The organism is Arthrobacter sp. SO3, assembly GCF_020532825.1.
Taxonomy (GTDB): domain Bacteria; phylum Actinomycetota; class Actinomycetes; order Actinomycetales; family Micrococcaceae; genus Arthrobacter.
In genome coordinates, this window is record NZ_MQTS01000101.1 from 5,527 (window position 1) to 23,159 (window position 17,633).

Sequence of the window (17,633 nt, forward strand, 5' to 3'; positions counted from 1 at the left end):
GGGCCGGCTCTTCCAGGATCGCCGCGACGTCGGCCATGAAGCGCGCCGAGAGGTCGCCGTCCACCACACGGTGGTCGAAGGAACCACCGAGGGTGGTGATCCAGCGTGGAATCACTTCGCCGTCGAGGACCCAGGGCTTCTGCTTGATCGTGCCGAAGGCCACGATCGCCACCTCTCCGGGATTGATGATCGGAGTGCCCGTATCGATCCCGAGGGCGCCGATGTTCGTCACCGTCAGGGTTCCGCCCTGCATCTGCGCGGGCTGGGTCTTACCGGCCCGGGCGGTCGTAGCGAGGTCGTTCAGCGCCAGGGCCAGCTCCTTGAGCGAGAGATCCTGGGCATTCTTGATGTTCGGGACCATCAGGCCGCGCGGCGTGGCGGCGGCGATTCCGAGGTTCATGAAGTGCTTGACATGGATCTCGGCGGAGTCGCTCGCGTCCGGATTGTCCACCCAGGTCGCGTTGACGCTGGGGTTGCGTGCCGCAGCCCAGATGACCGCCTTGGCCAGGATCAGCAGGGGCGAGACCTTGATGCCTTCAAAATCGCGGGACGTCTTGAGCCGCTTGACGAACTCCATGGTCCGGCTGGCGTCGACGTCGACGAAAATGCTGACGTGGGGGGCTGCGAAGGCCGACTCGACCATGGCCTTCGCAGTGGCCTTGCGGACGCCCTTGACCGGAATCCGTTCGATCCGCTGTTCCTGCGGGCGCCCGGTCTTGCCCCAGAAGGTATCCGCTTTGTCCACCTCGGCGTCGCGCTGCGCCTGGTAGCTTACGAGGTCCTCGCGGGTCACTTCGCCGCGGGCGCCGGTCGGGACGACATCGGCCAGATCGATGCCAAGGTCCCGGGCGATTTTCCGCACGGGAGGCTTGGCCAGGACCCTGCTGACCAGGCCACTGATGGCGCCGCCGAGGGTGGGCCGCAGGTCGATGTTCTCCGATGGGGCCAGGCGCTCCGCATGGGCTACGGCCTCCGGGCTGATCCAGATGTCGTGCGCCTCGACAGGTTCGGCCGGCGGGACCGGCCCGGCAGTGGAGCCTGCCGCAGCCGCCGGCGTCGGTGCCGGAGCGGCCACCCGGCGTCGGCGCTTGACGGCGTCGGCCTTGGGACCGGAGCCCACCAGCGGACCGCCGGCCGGGCCCCCGGCCGATTCACCGGCGTCGGAGGTGTCAGCCTCCAGCTTTCCGTACAGCGGAGCTTCGGGGGCCGGCGCGGCGGTGGGGGCCGGGGCCGCGTCGGCGGCCACTGCATCGCTCACGCTGATGATCGGGGTCCCGACGTCGACGGTCAGGCCCTCGGGGACGAGCAGTTCGGTGACGGTGCCGGCGAACGGTGAGGGCAGTTCGACGAGGGATTTTGCGGTCTCGATTTCGCACAGGACATCGTTGATGGCCACCGTGTCGCCGGGTTTGACCTTCCAGGCGACGATCTCGGCCTCGGTCAGCCCTTCGCCCACATCGGGGAGGTTGAACTTGTGGAGAGTCATGTTGTCCTTGCTGGGAGAGGGCGCCTCAATGGAAGCGGTCAGTAGGTAAGGGCACGGTCCAGTGCCTCAAGGATGCGGTCGATGTCCGGGAGGTAGTCTTCCTCCACCTTGGCCACGGGGTAGGGCATGTGGAAGCCGCCGACCCGGATGACGGGCGCCTCGAGTGAGTGGAAGGCACGCTCGCTGATCCGGGCCGCGATTTCGCCGCCGATGCCGCCGAAAGTCGGGGCCTCGTGGGCCACGATCAGCCGGCCCGTCTTCCTGACGGATTCCGTGACGGTGTCGAAGTCGATCGGCGAGATCGAACGCAGGTCGATCACCTCAACGCTGCGTCCGTCCTCGGCGGCGGCGTTGGCCGCGGCCAGGGCAACCGGCACCAGCGGTCCGTAGACCACTACGGTGGCGTCTGTTCCCGCGCGGAGCACGTGGGCCTTGAACGGGTCAGCGGAAGTTCCGGGCGACTCCGTGTCGACCTCTCCCTTGAGCCAGTAGCGGCGCTTCGGTTCGAAGACGATCACCGGGTCCTGGCAGTCGACGGCCTGCTGGATCATCCAATAGGCGTCGTGCGGGTTGGACGGGGTGATGATGCGCAGGCCCGCCGTGTGGGCGAACAGCGCCTCCGGAGATTCCGAGTGGTGCTCGATCGAGCCGATCCCCCCGCCGTAGGGGATCCGGATGACAACCGGAACGGTCAGGTTGCCGTTGCTGCGGGAATGCATTTTGGCCAGCTGGGTGGTGATCTGGTTGAAGCCCGGGAACACGAAGCCGTCGAATTGGATTTCGCAGACGGGCAGGTACCCGCGGAGGGACAGACCGATCGCGGTGCCGATGATGCCGGACTCGGCAAGCGGGGTGTCCACCACGCGGTCGGCGCCGAACTCGGCGATCAGGCCGTCGGTGACGCGGTACACGCCGCCCAGGGGCCCGATGTCCTCGCCCATAAGCAGGGCGCGGGGGTGGGTGTTCAGCGTCGCGCGGAGGCCTTCGTTGATGGCCTTGGCAATGGTCATGGTGGTCATCAGTTGGCCGTGCCTTCTGCCTGGGCGGCGGACGCCTCGTCTGCGGTTGCCTGGTCGGCGGACGCCTCCCCGGCGAATCCTGCGCTGTACTCCTCGAACCAGGCCAGCTCCTCGGCCACCAGAGGGTGGGCCTCCACGTAGGTGTTGGCGAAGGCACTCCGGATGTCCGGAGTTTCGAGGTCGTAGGTGGTCTTGCGGACGTAGGCGGCGAGTTCGTCGCCGTCGGCCCTGACCTGTTCGAAGAAAGCGTCGTCAGCCAGTCCCTCGGCGCGGAGGTACTTTTCCAGCCGCTCCAGCGGATCCTTGGCCCGCCACAGGCTTTCCTCGGCGGATTCCCGGTACTTGGTGGGATCGTCGGCCGTGGTGTGCGCGCCGACGCGGTAGGTGAAGGCCTCGATCAGCACCGGGCCCTCGCCCTGGCGGGCACGTTCCAGGGCCCACTCGGTGACGGCATGGACTGCGATCACGTCGTTTCCATCCACCCGGATGCCGGGGAATCCGTAGCCCTTGGCCCGGTGGGCGAGCGGGATGCGGGTCTGCACGGAGCTGGGGACGGAGATCGCCCAGTGGTTGTTCTGGCAGAAGAAGACCACGGGGGCCTTGTAGGAGGAGGCGAACACCATGGACTCGTGGACGTCGCCCTCGGAGCTGGCGCCGTCGCCGAAGTAAACCATAACGGCAGCCTTGGGCTCCACAGGCTGGCCGGCTGCTCCGTCCGCGATGGCGGCCGATGCCGCGAGTTTCTGGTCGCGCTGGATGCCCATCGCATAGCCCACCGCGTGCGGCGTCTGGGCGGCAAGGACCAGGGTGTACAGATGGAAGTTGGTGTCCTTGGGGTTCCAGCCGCCGTTGGAGACGCCGCGGAACTGCCGCAGCAGCTCGGCAAGGTCCACGTTGCGGGTCAGCGCGACGCCGTGCTCACGGTAGGTAGGAAAGATGTAGTCCTGCGGCTGGCTGGCCCGCCCGGAGCCGATCTGCGCGGCCTCCTGGCCGGTGAGCGGAACCCAGAGCGCCAGCTGGCCCTGCCGCTGGAGCGCGGTTGCCTCGACGTCGAAACGGCGGATTCTGGCCATGTCGGCGTAGAAGCCCCGCAGTTGCTCCGGGTCAAGCCGCTGGGCGTATTCCGAAAAAACGGGGTCGGAACCGAGGGTGCCGTCCGGGGCGAGGAGCTGCACCATCGGCTCGGCGGGATCGCCCAGACGGGCTTCGGCTTCCGCCTCGAGCTGGTCCTCAATGTCGGTTCCGTCGAACTCGGTAGAGGGCAGATGTGTGGCGCCCATACCGTCTCCTTGCTTGCCGCATCCGAATGCGTCGCAATCGCTGGGATATATGCCGGCCCGGTAATACATTCCCGGTCTGGCATATATTTTGGCTTACTCGTCCTTACTTTATCCGCAGCGGGTTGGCCGCGGCCGTCATGTTAAGCGCTAGGAACGCCGTGGCGGTTTTGTATAGATTGCACAGAGTTCCAGGAAGCGGGTGTTGGCTTCGGTCTCGCCAATGCTCACCCGCACGCCCTCATTGGCGAAGGCGCGCACGGAGAGTCCCCGCTCCCCCGCCAGGGCGGCGAATTCGGCACTGTCGGCACCAAGGTTGAGCCACACGAAGTTGCCCTGCGCCTCGGGTACGAACCAGCCGAGGTCCCGCAGTCCGGCGGTGACCCGGTCTCGTTCGTCCACGAGGCTTTGTACCCTTTCTACAACCTCACCGAAGTGCTCCAGCGAAGTCACGGCCGCGGTTTCGGCGATCTGGGAGACAGCGAACGGGGTGGCCGTGACGCGCAGGTGCTGCGTGAGATCGGGGTGGGAGACGCTGTAGCCGACCCGCAGCCCGGCCAGGCCGTGGGCTTTCGAGAATGTCCGCAGCACCACCACGTTGGGGTACTTCCGGTACATGGCGATGCCGTCCACGGCGTGCTCGTCGCGGACGAACTCCTGGTAGGCCTCATCGATGACCACCACGACGTCGGAGGGAACCTGCTTGATGAAGCGCTCGGTGTCCTCGGCGGTGAGGATCGGTCCGGTGGGGTTGTTGGGGGTGCACAGCAGGATCATCCGGGTGCGCGCGGTGACTGCCTCGGCCATGGCATCGAGATCGTGGCGGCCGTCGGCGGTCAGCGGGATCCGGACGCTCTCGGCGCCGGCAACGCCGACGCAGATCGGGTACGCCTCAAACGAGCGCCAGGCGTAGATGACCTCATCGGGTTTGCCGTCGTCGTTTTGTCCGGCGAACGTGGAAAGCAGCTGGTTCAGTGCCCCGAGGCTTCCGGCGCCGGTGACGATGTCCTCGGCGGGAACGTCGAGGAATCCCGCGAGCGCGGCCCGGAGCTTGCTGCTCAGCGGATCCGGGTAGCGGTTGAAGTCGTTCTGCGCCGCGATGGCCTGCTGCACTGCAGGGATAGGGGGGAGCGGGTTTTCGTTGGAGGAAAGCTTGTAGCTGACCAGTCCCTCGACGGGGACGGGCGGTTTGCCGGCCGCGTAGCGGGGAAGGAGGTCTACCACCGGGCGGGGCCGGACGCCCCCGGCCGTGTTCTCTGATGAAGTCATGCCAACCAGCCTACTTCGGGTCGCTGCCGCAAGAGGGGGATATGGTCCCTGCCGCTGTCGCGGGGCGTGTGACAGCATGGGCGCATGCGCTCATTCATCGTACGAGTCATCGTCAATGGACTGGCCCTGGCAATCGCGTGTTGGATCCTCACCGGCTTGGATATTTCCACCGCGGGCAACGGCACCGTCAGCATCATTTTGGGCTACCTGTTCATCGGCTTGATCTTCGGCCTCGTCAACGCCTTCGTCAAGCCCATCGTCAGCCTGCTCTCGCTGCCGATCACCATCCTCACCCTCGGCCTCTTCACGGTCGTCATCAACGCGGGAATGCTCTACCTGACGTCCTGGATCAGCAGCTACACCACCGTGCACTTCACCATTGACAGCTTCTGGTGGACCGCGGTGTTCGCCGCCCTCATCATCAGCGCGGTATCCCTCGTGGCCAGCTTTCTCCCGGCACTCGACCGCTAGGAACACCGCGCCGGGCCTGGGGCAGTCCCCGACGCGACGGCGTCCCTTCACGCCGCAGGGAGAATCGGGTCACCGTGGCGGTGCCGCCCGCGCCGACCACGGCCGCGAGGGCAGCGGTTGACGCCTGAAGTGACGGATCCGGGCTGGCCGCGACGAGCCGGGCGCCGTCGGCATAGCGGCCCAGGTCGTGGCCTGGCCCCAGTCCGGGCGCCAGCCATTCGGGTCCGGGGATCGGGCTGGTCAAGGTGACGGTCACCCGGTCCCTCGTGTCCGGGTTGGGGCGTCCGTCCGCCCCGGGCACCCAGTCCTGTTCATGCTCCAGATGCAGGCTGCCGGTACCGGCCGCCGGCTCGATCCCGCCCACCGGGGAACCCGCCGTGAGCACAAACTTGAGTTCGTAGTCGGCCAGGAATGCCTTGTCCCGGCCCAGGTTCATGGCATGGATCCCGCCCTGGCTGTAGCCGACGGCGGCCACCTGGCCGCCCGCCTCCGCGCCGGCCTCCGCCAGGGCCCGACGGATGGCCGCGCCGGTTTCGGCGGAGTCGTAGCCCAGGCCCTCGGCGATGCCGCCCGCGTCGAAGGGATTGGTGCCCTGCGGCAGCCCGTCCAGCTGCGTCCCGGGAATGATCACCACCCAGGCGCGGTTGCCGCCCTCCCCCAATTCGAGTACCTCGATGTCCCCGCTGCTCCGGCCGAGGGCCTCGGCCCGCAACAGCAGCCCAGCAGGTGAGGCGTCAACTTGCTCCGTCCGGGTTTCCCTGCCGGCGATCCGGACGGGTCGGGGCCGCAGGAACTCCAGGCCCGGCCCGGCCGTCAACCCGCGGATGGTGGAGCGGACGCCGGCCGCGCCGGCCGCCGTCCCCCCTGCGGCGACCAAGCCGGCCGGCAGGCCAAGAAGCAGCGCCAGCGTCGACGGCACCAGGGAAATCCCGTCCTCCACCGCGTCGCGCACGGTGATCGGCGGCAGGCCAAACAGTCTCCACAGTGGCCCGTACCCCGGACCGGTCCGGCCGACCCGCAGGAGCAGGGTGTTCCGGGCCTCCGCAGACTCGTACTCCCGATGGCTCCCCCGGACCTCGCTGCACAGACGCTCCAGCTCCATCCGGACGCTGCCGAGGGCCCGGGCTCCCTCACCGACGGCCATGATTGCATCGCTGCCGCTCGCGTATGAGGCGGACTGGTACGGGAACAGCGCCCGGTGCACCCCCTCCGCCTCCGCTTCCACGGCCGCCAACTCCCGGACGATCCCGTCCAGGGCCGAAGCTCCCGCCAGCAACTCCTCAAACTGGAAGCTGAGCCCGCCTACGCCGCCGCGGATCCGGAGCGTCCCGTCCGTCCCGGCGGAGGGGACCGGTGCCGGCCCGGAGCCGGCCGGCGAGGCCTCGGCCATCAGTAGCCCGTCCGTCCCGGGGACATCCCCACATTCCGGGCATGCCTCAGCACCGCGGCAACGGCCTCCTGCAGGGCCGTCCGGCTCCGGTTCAGGGCTGCGGCCTGCAGGGACAGCGACGTACGGTAGGCCCGGCCGGCCGGGGACTGCCAGCCCTGCAGTTCCACCCGGACAAGTTGGGCCAGCATGGCGTCGGCGCGGTCTGCGCAGGCGGCCACGCGGGCGGCAAGCTGCTGGACCTCGTAGCCGCGCGACGCGCATGCCGCGGCATCGGAGGCCAACAAAGCATCGGCCGGTGCACCACTGCTGGGGCTGGTGCCGTTGAAGCTCGTGCTGGATCTTGTTCCGGCGGTCATAACACCGACGTTAGGGACCCCGGCGGGCAAGCTGAAGTTCCCTGTTCAGCCATGTGGACAACGGGCAGCAGAACCGGACGGAGACCGGGGCTTAAAGCCGGCCGGAAGTCACATGGATCAGCGCGCTTAAGGCCCGGCGGGACTTCGTGAAAGAATCGGACCATGCCTGAAACTGCCGCCACAGCCGATACCCGCACGCCGTCCGGACGCCTGGCCCTCGCCGCGTCCTCACACCAGATCGCGCTCGGCCCGCTGGACGGCCGGTACCAGTCCGCCGTCGCGCCGCTGGTCGACTACCTTTCCGAAGCCGCCCTCAACCGTGACCGGGTCGCCGTCGAGGTTGAATGGCTCATCCACCTGACCGGCAACCAGGTGCTGCCCGGCGCCGCAGCACTGACCGCGGAGCAGCAGCAGAAGCTGCGTGCCATCGTCACCGAATTCGACGCCGACTCCGTGCGCGAACTGGCTGACATCGAAGCTGTCACTGTGCACGATGTCAAAGCCGTCGAGTACTACATCGGCCGCCGCCTGCCCGGCATCGGAATCGAGCACCTGACCGCCATGGTGCACTTCGGCTGCACCTCCGAGGACATCAACAACCTCTCCTACGCCCTCGGCATCAAGGGCGCCGTGGAAGATGTCTGGCTGCCCGCCGCACGCGCCCTGGTCGCACAGATCAGCGCCATGGCGGAGGCCAACCGCGCAGTGCCGATGCTCTCACGCACGCACGGCCAGCCGGCCACCCCGACCACGCTCGGCAAGGAACTGGCCGTCGTCACGCACCGCCTGACCCGCCAGCTGGACCGCATCGCCCGGACCGAGTACCTCGGCAAGATCAACGGCGCCACCGGCACCTACGCGGCGCACGTCGCCTCCGTCCCCGGCGCCGACTGGCAGCACGTCGCCCGGAGCTTCGTTGAGGGCCTCGGCCTGAGCTGGAACCCGCTGACCACCCAGATCGAAAGCCACGACTGGCAGGCGGAGCTGTATGCCGACGTCGCACGGTTCAACCGGATCCTGCACAACGTCTGCACGGACATCTGGAGCTACATCTCGATCGGCTACTTCGTGCAGATCCCGGTCGCGGGTGCCACCGGCTCCTCCACCATGCCGCACAAGGTCAACCCGATCCGCTTCGAGAACGCCGAGGCCAACCTGGAGATCTCCTCCGGTCTGCTGGATGTCCTGGGCTCCACCCTGGTCACCTCCCGCTGGCAGCGCGACCTCACCGACTCCTCCTCGCAGCGCAACATCGGGGTGGCCTTCGGCCACTCGCTGCTCGCCATCTCCAACGTGGCCAAGGGCCTGGACCGCCTCAAGGTCGCTGAGGACGTGCTCGCCGCGGACCTCGACACCAACTGGGAAGTCCTCGGCGAGGCCATCCAGATGGTCATGCGCGCCGAGGCAATCGCCGGCGTCGAAGGTATGGAAAACCCCTACGAGCGGCTCAAGGACCTGACCCGCGGGCAGCGCGTCGATGCGGCCCGGATGCAGGAATTTGTCCAGAGCCTGGGCCTGTCCGCGGACGCCGAAGCGCGGCTGCTGGCACTCACCCCCGGCAAGTACACCGGCATCGCGGACAAGCTGGTGGACCACCTCGCATGAGGCTCCTGCTCATCCGCCACGGTCAGACACCCGGAAACGTCCTGGGCCAGCTGGACACCGCCCACCCGGGTCCGGGGCTGACCGAGCTCGGGGAGCGGCAGGCGGCTGCCCTGGCGCGGTCCCTGGCGAATGAGCAGATCGGCCGACTCTACGCTTCCACGCTGATCCGCACCCAGATCACGGCCACCCCGCTCGCGACCGTCCGCGGCCTGGAGATCGAGGTGATGGAGGGGCTGCGGGAGATCGAAGCCGGGTCGCTGGAGAAGCTCACCGACAAGGAATCGCACCTGCGCTACCTCGGCACCGTGTTTGGCTGGGCGGCAGGGGAACTGCACCGCAGGATGCCGGCCGGACCCAGCGGGCACGAGTTCTTCGAGCGCTACGACGCTTCGATCGCGCGGATCGCCGCAGCCGCTGACGACGCCGGAACGGTCGCCGTGGTCAGCCACGGCGCCGCGATCCGCGTCTGGGCAGGCCTTCGGGCCGGCAATGTGGAGGCAGGATTCGCCGCCCGCCACGTCCTCGCCAACACCGGGATCGTCGCACTCGAAGGGGACCCCGACGCCGGATGGCGGCTCATCCACTGGGACGACAGTCCCGTGGGTGGCCTGGCGCTCGTGGATCCGACGGCGGAGGATCCGACCGGCCGCACGCTGTAGCTGAGTTCTCCGAACCCTAACGCGCAGGAAACACGGCCGAAACCGCCGCCGCCTAGGCTTAATCTGCATAACCCTTCGGCGAAGCGAGGCAGCCATGCAGACCAATCCGCGGCTCAACATCCGGCAGGTCACCTGGGCCAACCCCGTGGGCGCGGACCTCCGCGCGGCCCAGCAGGCCGAACTCGACGCCCGCTTCGGCACGAGCGACCACGAACCGGGCCCGCCGCCGTCGGAGACTGACACGGCCGTGTTCCTCGTCGCCCACGACAAGGCCTCCGGGCAGCCCGTGGGCTGCGGCGGCCTGCGGATCCTCGACTCGCGGACCGCCGAGATCAAGAGGCTCTACGTGCTTCCCTACACCCGCGGCTCCGGGGTGGCCAGCTCCATCCTCGCGGCCCTGGAAGCACATGCCCATTCCCTCGGGATCACCTCCATCACCGCGGAGGCCGGTTCGGTGCAGACTGACGGCCGGCAGTTCTACGAGAACTCGGGCTTTGCGCCGGTGCCGAACTTCGGGCCGTACATCGGGGTGGAGCACTCCTATTGCTATGCGAAGGCCATCGACTCGCACAGTGCGGCGCACACCGCCATGGCCTGAGGAACGTCCGCCCCCGTCACACAAGACCCGCCGCGCCGCCGTCGGCTAATCTCGCACTATGGAACCGGCAGATATCACCTTCCGCACCCGAAAGTGGGTGCGCCCCGAAGACCTCAACGCCAACGGCACACTGTTCGGCGGGAGCCTGCTGAAATGGATCGATGAGGAAGCGGCGATCTACGCCATCCTGCAGCTCGGCAACGGCCGGGCCGTCACCAAGTACATTTCCGAAATCAACTTCGTCAGCTCGGCTGTCCAGGGCGATCTGATCGAGATGGGGCTGACTGCCACCCGCTTCGGCCGGACGTCGCTGACCATGCGCGCCGAGGTCCGCAACATGATCACCCGGCAGAGCATCCTCACGATCGAGGAAATCGTCTTCGTGAACCTCGATCCGCACGGCAAGCCCGCGCCCCACGGGTACACCGAGATCACCTACGACCGGGACCGGATCCCGACGCACCACCTGACGGAGACGCTCGAGGAGGACTAGGTCCAGCCCGCACCGGCGGCGCACTGCGCCGGGATGGGTGGCCGCGGCGCCGCGGCGGATATTCACGACCCGTTAACACGCGGGAAGCCAGCCGTTCCCGCTTGTGGACCAGACTAGAGGCCCCGCAGAGTTAATTAGTCGATTTGATGGCCATTAACTCAGAATTCGGTTCGGGCCGCTATAGGCTGGCCGGATATTGCCCTCTGGTCCCATTCAGAAATGAGTCCCACTCGTGCGCAGATTGAAAACCCTGGTTGCCGGCGCCGTCGCCGTCGCCCTCCTTGCCGGTTGTGGAGCGGGCGCCGCAGCCCCCACACCGTCTGAACCAGCCGCCGGCACCGCCGCCACCGCCCCCTCCGGTCCTCCCTCCGGGGAAACACTTATCGTCTACACCAATTCCAATGGTGAGGGACGCGGCGAATGGCTGACGCAGAAGGCCGCCGAGGCCGGTTTCAAGATCGAAATCGTGGGCGCGGGCGGTGCCGACGCCACCAACAAGCTGATTGCCGAGAAGAACAACCCGATTGCGGATGTGGCGTTCGGGCTGAACAACATGTACTTCGAGCAGATCAAGGCCGCCGGCGCGATTGAGCCGTTCACCCCCTCCTGGTCCGGAGAGGTCGACGACGCCAAGGGGGACAAGGGCGCCACCAAGGCGTACTGGCCGCTGGTGCAGCAGGCCATCCTCCTGGGCTACAACTCGGACAAGTTCAGCAAGGATCAGGCCCCCAAGGACTGGACCGACCTGTGGACGCAGGACCGGTTCAAGTCCCGCTACGAGCGCGTCACCGGCCTCGGAACCGCGACCGCACAATTGGTCTTCGCCAGCATCCTGACGCGCTACAAGGACGACGCCGGCGATCTGGGCATCTCGGACGAGGGCTGGAAGCAGATTGAAGGGTACTTCAAGAACGGCACCCCGGCGGTGGCGAAGACCGACCTCTTCGCCCGCATCGCCTCGGGAGACACCGACATGGGCCAGATGCCGTCCTCAATCATTGCCGAGCGTGAGAAGTCGTTCAAGGTCAACGTGGAGACCGTCATGCCGTCTGTCGGCGTCCCGCTGGCCATCGAGCAGGTTGCGCTGGTCAAGGGCACGGACAAGAAGGACGAGGCCTTGAAGTTCATCGACTGGTTCGGCAGCGCCGATACCCAGGGCGCGTGGGCGCAGCAGTTCAACTCCATGCCGGTCAACAAGGCAGCCGTTGCCAAGGCCAAGCCCGAGGTCGTCGACTTCTTCAACACGCTCAAACAGCAGGACATCGACTGGAGTTTCGTCCAGGCGAACATGGGTTCGTGGGTTGAAAAGATCGAACTGGAATACATGAGCTGAGCCGTGCGCCCGAGTGCGGCCGGCCATGACGCCGGCCGCACTCGGCCCGCCGCTGCCCTTCGCGCTCCAGCCGCCCAGCCGCCCAGCCGCCAGAAAGACAGGGTTCCATGATCCGTTTCGAGAACATCCAGGTCACCTTCGGTGACTTCACCGCCATCCCGGAGCTCAATCTCGAGGTGAAACAGGGCGAGTTCTTCACTCTCCTGGGGCCCTCCGGCTGCGGAAAGACGACGGCGCTGCGCACCCTGGCCGGGTTCATTGAGCCGGCCGCCGGCGAGGTGTACGTCGACGGCAAGCCGGTCACCCGGCTCCCGAGCGACAAACGGCAGGTGGGGATGGTGTTCCAGAACTACGCCCTGTTCCCCAGCATGAGCGTGTGGGAGAACATCGCTTTCGGCCTGCGGGTCCGGAAGGAAAAGCCGGCGGAGAGCGACAGGCTCGTCCGCGATATCGCCAGACGTGTGGATCTGTCCGACGAGCAGCTGCGGAAGAATGTCACCGAGCTGTCCGGCGGGCAGCAGCAGCGCGTCGCCGTCGCCCGGGCACTTGTCCTGCAGCCCAAAATCCTGCTCCTCGACGAGCCGCTCTCCAATCTGGATGCCAAGCTCCGGCACCAGCTGCGGCAGCAGCTTAAGGACCTCCAGAGCGAATTCGGCATCACCACCGTCTACGTCACCCACGACCAGGACGAGGCGCTGGCGATGAGCGACCGGGTGGCCGTCTTCAACAACGGTGTGGTGGAGCAGGTTGGCACTCCCCAAAGCATCTACGACGAATCCGCCACCGAATTCGTCTGCAATTTCATCGGCGACAGCTCCCGCCTCACCGGCGATTTTCTCGCCGAACTGAACCGGAAGTCGCCCCACTCCCTCGACCCCACGGCCAATTCCTACCTCCGCGTGGAGAAAGCGTCCCTGGAACCCGCCGGCGGCGACGGCTCGGCCGTTCCGATGCAGGGAACTGTCGTCTCGAAGAGCTACCACGGGCTGCACAGCCGGTACGTCGTGCGTTGCCACGGCTCCGACGTCCGGCTCCTCGTCAAGGAAGACGGCGGGGACCAACCCGGCACCGGCAGCCACGCGACGGTGTACGTCCAGCCGCGGCACGTCCTGCAGTACCACCCGGAAACAGGCGCTTCGTTGGGCGCCCGGCTGCAGGAAGCGGCCCGCCCGTGAGCAGCGACGGCGGCTCGAACGGCGCGGGCACCCGGAGCATGCTCCGCTCCCCCGCCGTCCTGATTGTCGGGATCGTGCTGACCTGGTTCATCGCGGCTTTCCTCGTCTGGCCCAATGCGAATGTGCTGATCCAGACCTTCTTCCCGAACGGCAGCTTCTCCGGACGGGCCGCCGAGAAGCTCTTCTCCTCCCAGCGGGCCATGAAATCACTGGGCAACAGCTTCCTGCTGGCAGTCGCCCTGTCGATCACCGTCAATGTCGTGGGGATCTTTATTGTGCTGGTCACCCAGTACTTCAGGATCCGCGGCTCACGGATCCTGTTCCTCGGCTATGCCACGACCTTTATCTACGGCGGCATTGTGCTGGCGGCCGGTTACAAGTTCATCTACGGGGACAAGGGGATTGTCACCGGATTCCTGCTGTCGCTGCTTCCCGGCCTGGACCCGGGCTGGTTTTCCGGTTTCTTCGCCGTGCTGGCGGTGATGACTTTTGCCACCACCACGAACCACATGCTCTTCGTCGCCAATGCCCTCAAGGGGGTGGACTACCAGACCATCGAAGCGGCCCGGAACATGGGCGCCTCCACGTGGACGATCCTGCGGCGGATTGTCCTGCCGATGCTCAAGCCGACGCTTTTTGCCGTCACCGTGCTCTCCTTCCTGACCGGCCTCGGTGCCCTCAGCGCCCCGCAGGTCCTGGGCGGTCGGGAGTTCCAAACCATCACCCCCATGATTCTCACGTTTTCCAACAGTCCGACGTCGCGGGACCTCGCCGCGCTGCTCGCCGTCATCCTGGGCGTGGCCACCATCCTGATGTTGGCCGTCATGACACGGCTGGAAAAGGGCGGCACCTATTTCTCGGTGTCAAAGGTCTCCTCCGGGCTGCAAAAACAGCAGATCCGCAACCCCATGGCCAACGCCGCCGTCCACCTCGTGGCCTATCTGCTGTTCGCCGTGTACACCCTGCCTGTGGTACTGATCGTTGTCTTCTCCTTCGCCGACGGCGCCGCGATCCAGACCGGACAGCTGTCGCCGGGAAGCCTGACACTGGACAACTACGTTCGCGTGCTTACCCAGCCTTCGGGCCTGCGGCCCTTCGTGATCAGCATCGTTTACAGCGCCCTGGCTGCCGTGATCGCCGTCGGAGGGCTGTTGTTCGTGGCCCGGCTCCTGCAGAAATACCGCAACTGGGTCACCACGGCCTTCGAATACCTGCTCCACATCCCGTGGATCCTGCCCTCGGCCCTGCTGGCCCTGGGCCTGATCCTGAGCTATGACCACCCGAGCCCGCTGGTCGGCGGCGCCGTGCTGACCGGGACCACGGTCATCCTGCTGATTGCCTTCGTGACTGTGAAGATCCCGTTCACCCTGCGGATGCTGAAGGCGTCCTTCGCTTCGGTCAACTCCTCGCTCGAAGAAGCCGCCACCATCATGGGCGCCAAGACGCTGTACGTCCTCCGCCGGATCCTGCTGCCGATCGTGCTGCCGGCGGCGGCGGCCATCACGGCCTTGAACTTCAACAGCATGCTGGACGACTACGACACGGCGATCTTCCTGGCCCACCCGCTGTTCCAGCCACTGGGTTTGGTCATCAAGGCCAACACCGATGGCGCGGAGGGCGTCGACGGGGTGTCCAACACCTTCGTCTATACGGTGCTGCTTATGGTCATCACCGGAGTGACGATGTATCTGGTGTACGGCAGGGCGGGCCGGAAGCCGGCACGAAAGGCAAAGACCGGGGCCGGCGGCAAGCAGGACCCGACGCCGGTCCTGGCGGAAGCAGCACGCACCGATCCCGCGCTGGTGCCCTGACCGGCGCCCGCGTGGCGCCCGAGTGCCTGACCTGGCCCGTGGCGCCCTTTCCCGGGCTGCCGGCTAGACCCAGAAGTCGTCCGCCTTCGCCGTGTCCTCGAAGAACTCCCGGCCTTCCGTGACCTTTCCGTCGCGGACCACAAAAGTGATGATGGTGGCCATGTCCAGGGTCTTGCCGTTGTTCTTTCCTTGGGTCTGCTGGATCGCGACTATGTGGTTTTCCCCGCCGACGATGTCCTCCACGTTGGCCTGGAAGTCACCCTGGGTGCGCGCGCCCAGTTCGCCAAAGTAGGCCAGGATGGCATCGCGGCCCTGCTTCGTGCCCGAGAGCACGCCGCTTCCGGGCACGTACCAGACGGCGTCGGCGGCGAACACCTCGGTGAGGGTGGCCATATCCCCGGCGTTGAAAGCCTCGTACCCCCGCCGGACCAGTTCAACATTCTCTGCGGTTCCCATGTTCGGACACCTCTCCGTCGTCCTTGTCGGGTCTTGCTGGGACGGTTAAAGGCTAGTCCTGGCCGCCGATCCTGTCGATGGAAATATGCACGCCTTCCGGAGTTTGGGCGGGCGCCTTAGTGGGCGCCCGGCCAGCCGGTGTAGGCCTCGGCGAGGTAGGCCCGGCCGTGGCGGGATGACACCACGGAGTTGAGCTCGCCGAGCTGGCGGGCGCGGGCGAAGTCGTCGCCGTCGACCGGGGTGTGCAGCATGGAGGTCATCCAGTAGGAGAACTGCTGGGCCTTCCAGACCCGCTCCAGGGCCCGGTCGCTGTAGGCATCCAGGAGCACGGTGTTTCCGGTCTTGTAGAAGCTGTCCAGCCCCTCAAAGAGCACCTTGACGTCGTGCAGCGCCAGGTTCAGGCCCTTGGCCCCGGTCGGCGGGACGGTGTGCGCGGCGTCGCCTGCGAGGAACAGCTTGCCGTGCCGCATCGGGGCGTGCACGAAGCTGCGGAACTTCAGGACGGTCTTGTCGATGACCGGGCCCTCTTTGAGCTCAAAGCCGTTGCCGTTAACCCGGCTGCGGAAGGCGTCCCAGATCCGGTCTTCGCTCCAGTTGTTGACGTCTTCGTTCGGGTCGCACTGGAAGTACATTCTCTGGACGGTTTCGGTGCGCTGGCTGATCAGGGCGAACCCGTTCTCGGAGTTGGCGTAGATGAGTTCGTCGGAGCTGCGCGGTGCCTCGGCCAGGATCCCGAACCAGGCGAAAGGGTACTCATGGAAGTACCATTTGCGCTGGGCTTCCGGGATCTGGAAGCGGCTGTGGCTGCGGGAGCCGTCGGCGCCGGCGATGAAGTCGGCCTGCAGCTCCCATTCAACGCCCTCGGCATCGGTGAACCAGACTTTCGGCTTGCCCTCGAGGTCATGGACGGTGGTGTCGGTAACGCTGTAGCGGACGTCGCCGCCGTCGTCCTGGCGCCGGGCGGCGAGGTCGAGGAAGACGTCGGTCTGCGGGTAGAGCCAGACCGACTCGCCGACGAGGTCCTGGAAGTCGATCCGGTGGCTCTCGCCGTTGAAGCGCAGTTCGATTCCGTCGTGCCGGTCACCGTCGCGCAGGACCCGGTCCGAGACGCCGCTGTCCACGAGCAGGTTGACCGAGCCGTGTTCCAGGATGCCCGCACGGACCGTTTCGGAGATTTCTTTGTGGCTGCGGATCTCGATCACGGTGGATTCGATTCCTTGTTTGGCCAGCAGGTGGGAGAGCATCAGCCCTGCCGGGCCCGCGCCCATGATCGCGACCTGGGTGGTAATGACTTTACGTTGTGCCATGCTGTCCTCGCTTCGTTGCGGGGCCCGGACTGTGGGGCGTCCGGGGCCGGGTGGATCCTCTGGCTACAGTGTGCGCCCGGACACGTGATGCGCCTTACTGGGATTCCACTCAACGGAACGTGGAAGCGGCCTTTGCGTCCTGCAGCTGCCGCCCGATCCCGCGGGCTGCCGTCTGCAGGGCCGGAACCAGGGCCTGAAGCCGCATTTCACGCAGCGGGACGACGACGCCGAGCGCCGCCACGGTGCGGTTCCTCGCGTCCCGCACTGGAACGGCGATCCCCCACGCGTCCGGGTCCACGACGCCGGCCAGCTGCGCAAAGCCATGGCCGGCCGTCTCCTGGAGCAAAGTGCGGAGTGCCTCCGGCTGCACCAAGCCGTCCGGATCGTGGAACTGGTGGAGGTACTCCGCCTGGACCGCCGGCGGCTGGTTGGCCATCAGCGCCAGCCCGGCCGAGGAAACGTGCACCGGCATCCGGCCGGCGATCTGGGCTCGGTTGGCCACGGAACCGCGGCGCGACAGGCGCTCGACGAACAGCGCCTCCCAGCCTTCCAGCACGGCGAGGTTCACATTCTGGTTGAGCACCTGCTGGATGTCCTCCATAAAGGGCATGGCCGCCTGGCGGAGGGCCAGGGTGGGGGAATTCCGGTTGACCAGCTCCCACAGCCGCAGGCCCAGCCGGACGGATCCTCCGCCGCCCAACTCCAGGAGCCCGTGTCCGGCAAGCTGCCGGACCAGCCGGTGGGCGGTGCTCGGCGGCAGTCCGGCCCGCTCGGCGAGTTCGGAGAGCTGCAGCACGGTGACGCCCTCGGGGAAAGCTTCGATCACCCTGACCACGCGGTCCACCACTGAGTCGCCTGCGGGGGAGTTAGCCATGACAGTCACTTCCGTTGAATGGATTCTGCTTCCACTCTACGCCGCCGGTGTGGG

17 protein-coding genes are annotated in these 17,633 nt (G+C 66.9%); 8 read left to right on the top strand and 9 right to left on the bottom strand.

Annotated features, from left to right (window positions below):
* The 4 genes from BJQ90_RS10130 to BJQ90_RS10145 form a co-directional block, all read right to left on the bottom strand.
* Positions 1–1,486: dihydrolipoamide acetyltransferase family protein (locus tag BJQ90_RS10130; protein ID WP_226760163.1), on the bottom strand; the 1,486-nt coding region annotated here is incomplete at its 3' end.
* Positions 1,487–1,524: 38 nt separating this feature from the next.
* Positions 1,525–2,505, bottom strand: a complete 981-nt coding sequence (locus tag BJQ90_RS10135) for an alpha-ketoacid dehydrogenase subunit beta (protein WP_226760164.1) — start codon at positions 2,503–2,505, stop codon at positions 1,525–1,527.
* Positions 2,505–3,785 carry a pyruvate dehydrogenase (acetyl-transferring) E1 component subunit alpha gene (pdhA, locus tag BJQ90_RS10140; RefSeq protein WP_226760165.1) on the bottom strand — a complete coding sequence of 427 codons (1,281 nt, stop codon included), beginning with the start codon at positions 3,783–3,785 and terminating at the stop codon, positions 2,505–2,507. The genes BJQ90_RS10135 and pdhA overlap by 1 nt, the downstream gene beginning before the upstream one ends.
* Positions 3,786–3,932: 147 nt before the next feature.
* Positions 3,933–5,051, bottom strand: a complete 1,119-nt coding sequence (locus tag BJQ90_RS10145; RefSeq protein ID WP_226760166.1) for a histidinol-phosphate transaminase — start codon at positions 5,049–5,051, stop codon at positions 3,933–3,935.
* A gap of 84 nt (positions 5,052–5,135) precedes the next feature.
* Here BJQ90_RS10145 and BJQ90_RS10150 point away from each other — a divergent pair, with 84 nt between their 5' ends.
* A complete protein-coding gene (locus BJQ90_RS10150) occupies positions 5,136–5,522 on the top strand; it encodes a phage holin family protein (protein ID WP_226760167.1) in 387 nt (128 codons plus the stop codon).
* Here BJQ90_RS10150 and BJQ90_RS10155 read toward each other — a convergent pair.
* Together BJQ90_RS10155 and BJQ90_RS10160 are read right to left on the bottom strand one after the other, a co-directional pair.
* The gene (locus BJQ90_RS10155) at positions 5,473–6,912 is read right to left on the bottom strand and encodes a hypothetical protein (protein WP_226760168.1); all 1,440 of its coding nucleotides are present in this window, start codon (positions 6,910–6,912) and stop codon (positions 5,473–5,475) included. The two genes, BJQ90_RS10150 and BJQ90_RS10155, sit on opposite strands and share 50 nt — an antisense overlap.
* Complete coding sequence (locus BJQ90_RS10160) at positions 6,912–7,268, bottom strand: hypothetical protein (RefSeq protein WP_226760169.1); 357 nt, start codon at positions 7,266–7,268, stop codon at positions 6,912–6,914. The genes BJQ90_RS10155 and BJQ90_RS10160 overlap by 1 nt, the downstream gene beginning before the upstream one ends.
* A 162-nt stretch (positions 7,269–7,430) precedes the next feature.
* On the opposite strand from BJQ90_RS10160, the gene purB reads away from it, so the two are divergent.
* The 7 genes from purB to BJQ90_RS10195 all read left to right on the top strand — a co-directional run bounded on the left by purB (position 7,431) and on the right by BJQ90_RS10195 (position 14,942).
* Complete coding sequence (gene purB / locus BJQ90_RS10165; RefSeq protein WP_226760170.1) at positions 7,431–8,873, top strand: adenylosuccinate lyase; 1,443 nt, start codon at positions 7,431–7,433, stop codon at positions 8,871–8,873.
* On the top strand, positions 8,870–9,532 hold the full coding sequence (locus BJQ90_RS10170) for a histidine phosphatase family protein (protein WP_226760171.1): 663 nt from the start codon (positions 8,870–8,872) through the stop codon (positions 9,530–9,532). Before purB ends, BJQ90_RS10170 begins: the two co-directional genes overlap by 4 nt.
* 94 nt (positions 9,533–9,626) lie before the next feature.
* A complete protein-coding gene (locus BJQ90_RS10175) occupies positions 9,627–10,130 on the top strand; it encodes a GNAT family N-acetyltransferase (RefSeq protein WP_226760172.1) in 504 nt (167 codons plus the stop codon).
* Between the two features lie 58 nt (positions 10,131–10,188).
* A complete protein-coding gene (locus tag BJQ90_RS10180) occupies positions 10,189–10,623 on the top strand; it encodes an acyl-CoA thioesterase (protein WP_082492650.1) in 435 nt (144 codons plus the stop codon).
* Positions 10,624–10,855: 232 nt separating this feature from the next.
* Positions 10,856–11,956 carry an extracellular solute-binding protein gene (locus tag BJQ90_RS10185; protein ID WP_226760173.1) on the top strand — a complete coding sequence of 367 codons (1,101 nt, stop codon included), beginning with the start codon at positions 10,856–10,858 and terminating at the stop codon, positions 11,954–11,956.
* A gap of 107 nt (positions 11,957–12,063) precedes the next feature.
* Positions 12,064–13,131, top strand: a complete 1,068-nt coding sequence (locus tag BJQ90_RS10190) for an ABC transporter ATP-binding protein (RefSeq protein WP_226760174.1) — start codon at positions 12,064–12,066, stop codon at positions 13,129–13,131.
* Positions 13,132–13,169: 38 nt separating this feature from the next.
* Entirely contained in the window at positions 13,170–14,942 is a 1,773-nt protein-coding gene (locus BJQ90_RS10195; RefSeq protein ID WP_226760191.1) for an ABC transporter permease, read from the top strand.
* A 63-nt stretch (positions 14,943–15,005) separates the two neighbouring features.
* Here BJQ90_RS10195 and BJQ90_RS10200 read toward each other — a convergent pair whose 3' ends face one another.
* The 3 genes from BJQ90_RS10200 to BJQ90_RS10210 all read right to left on the bottom strand — a co-directional run bounded on the left by BJQ90_RS10200 (position 15,006) and on the right by BJQ90_RS10210 (position 17,579).
* The gene (locus BJQ90_RS10200) at positions 15,006–15,398 is read right to left on the bottom strand and encodes a nuclear transport factor 2 family protein (RefSeq protein ID WP_226760175.1); all 393 of its coding nucleotides are present in this window, start codon (positions 15,396–15,398) and stop codon (positions 15,006–15,008) included.
* A gap of 116 nt (positions 15,399–15,514) precedes the next feature.
* The gene (locus BJQ90_RS10205; protein WP_226760176.1) at positions 15,515–16,705 is read right to left on the bottom strand and encodes a 4-hydroxybenzoate 3-monooxygenase; all 1,191 of its coding nucleotides are present in this window, start codon (positions 16,703–16,705) and stop codon (positions 15,515–15,517) included.
* Between the two features lie 109 nt (positions 16,706–16,814).
* Positions 16,815–17,579, bottom strand: a complete 765-nt coding sequence (locus BJQ90_RS10210) for an IclR family transcriptional regulator (protein WP_226760177.1) — start codon at positions 17,577–17,579, stop codon at positions 16,815–16,817.
* Between the last annotated feature and the right edge of the window lie 54 nt (positions 17,580–17,633).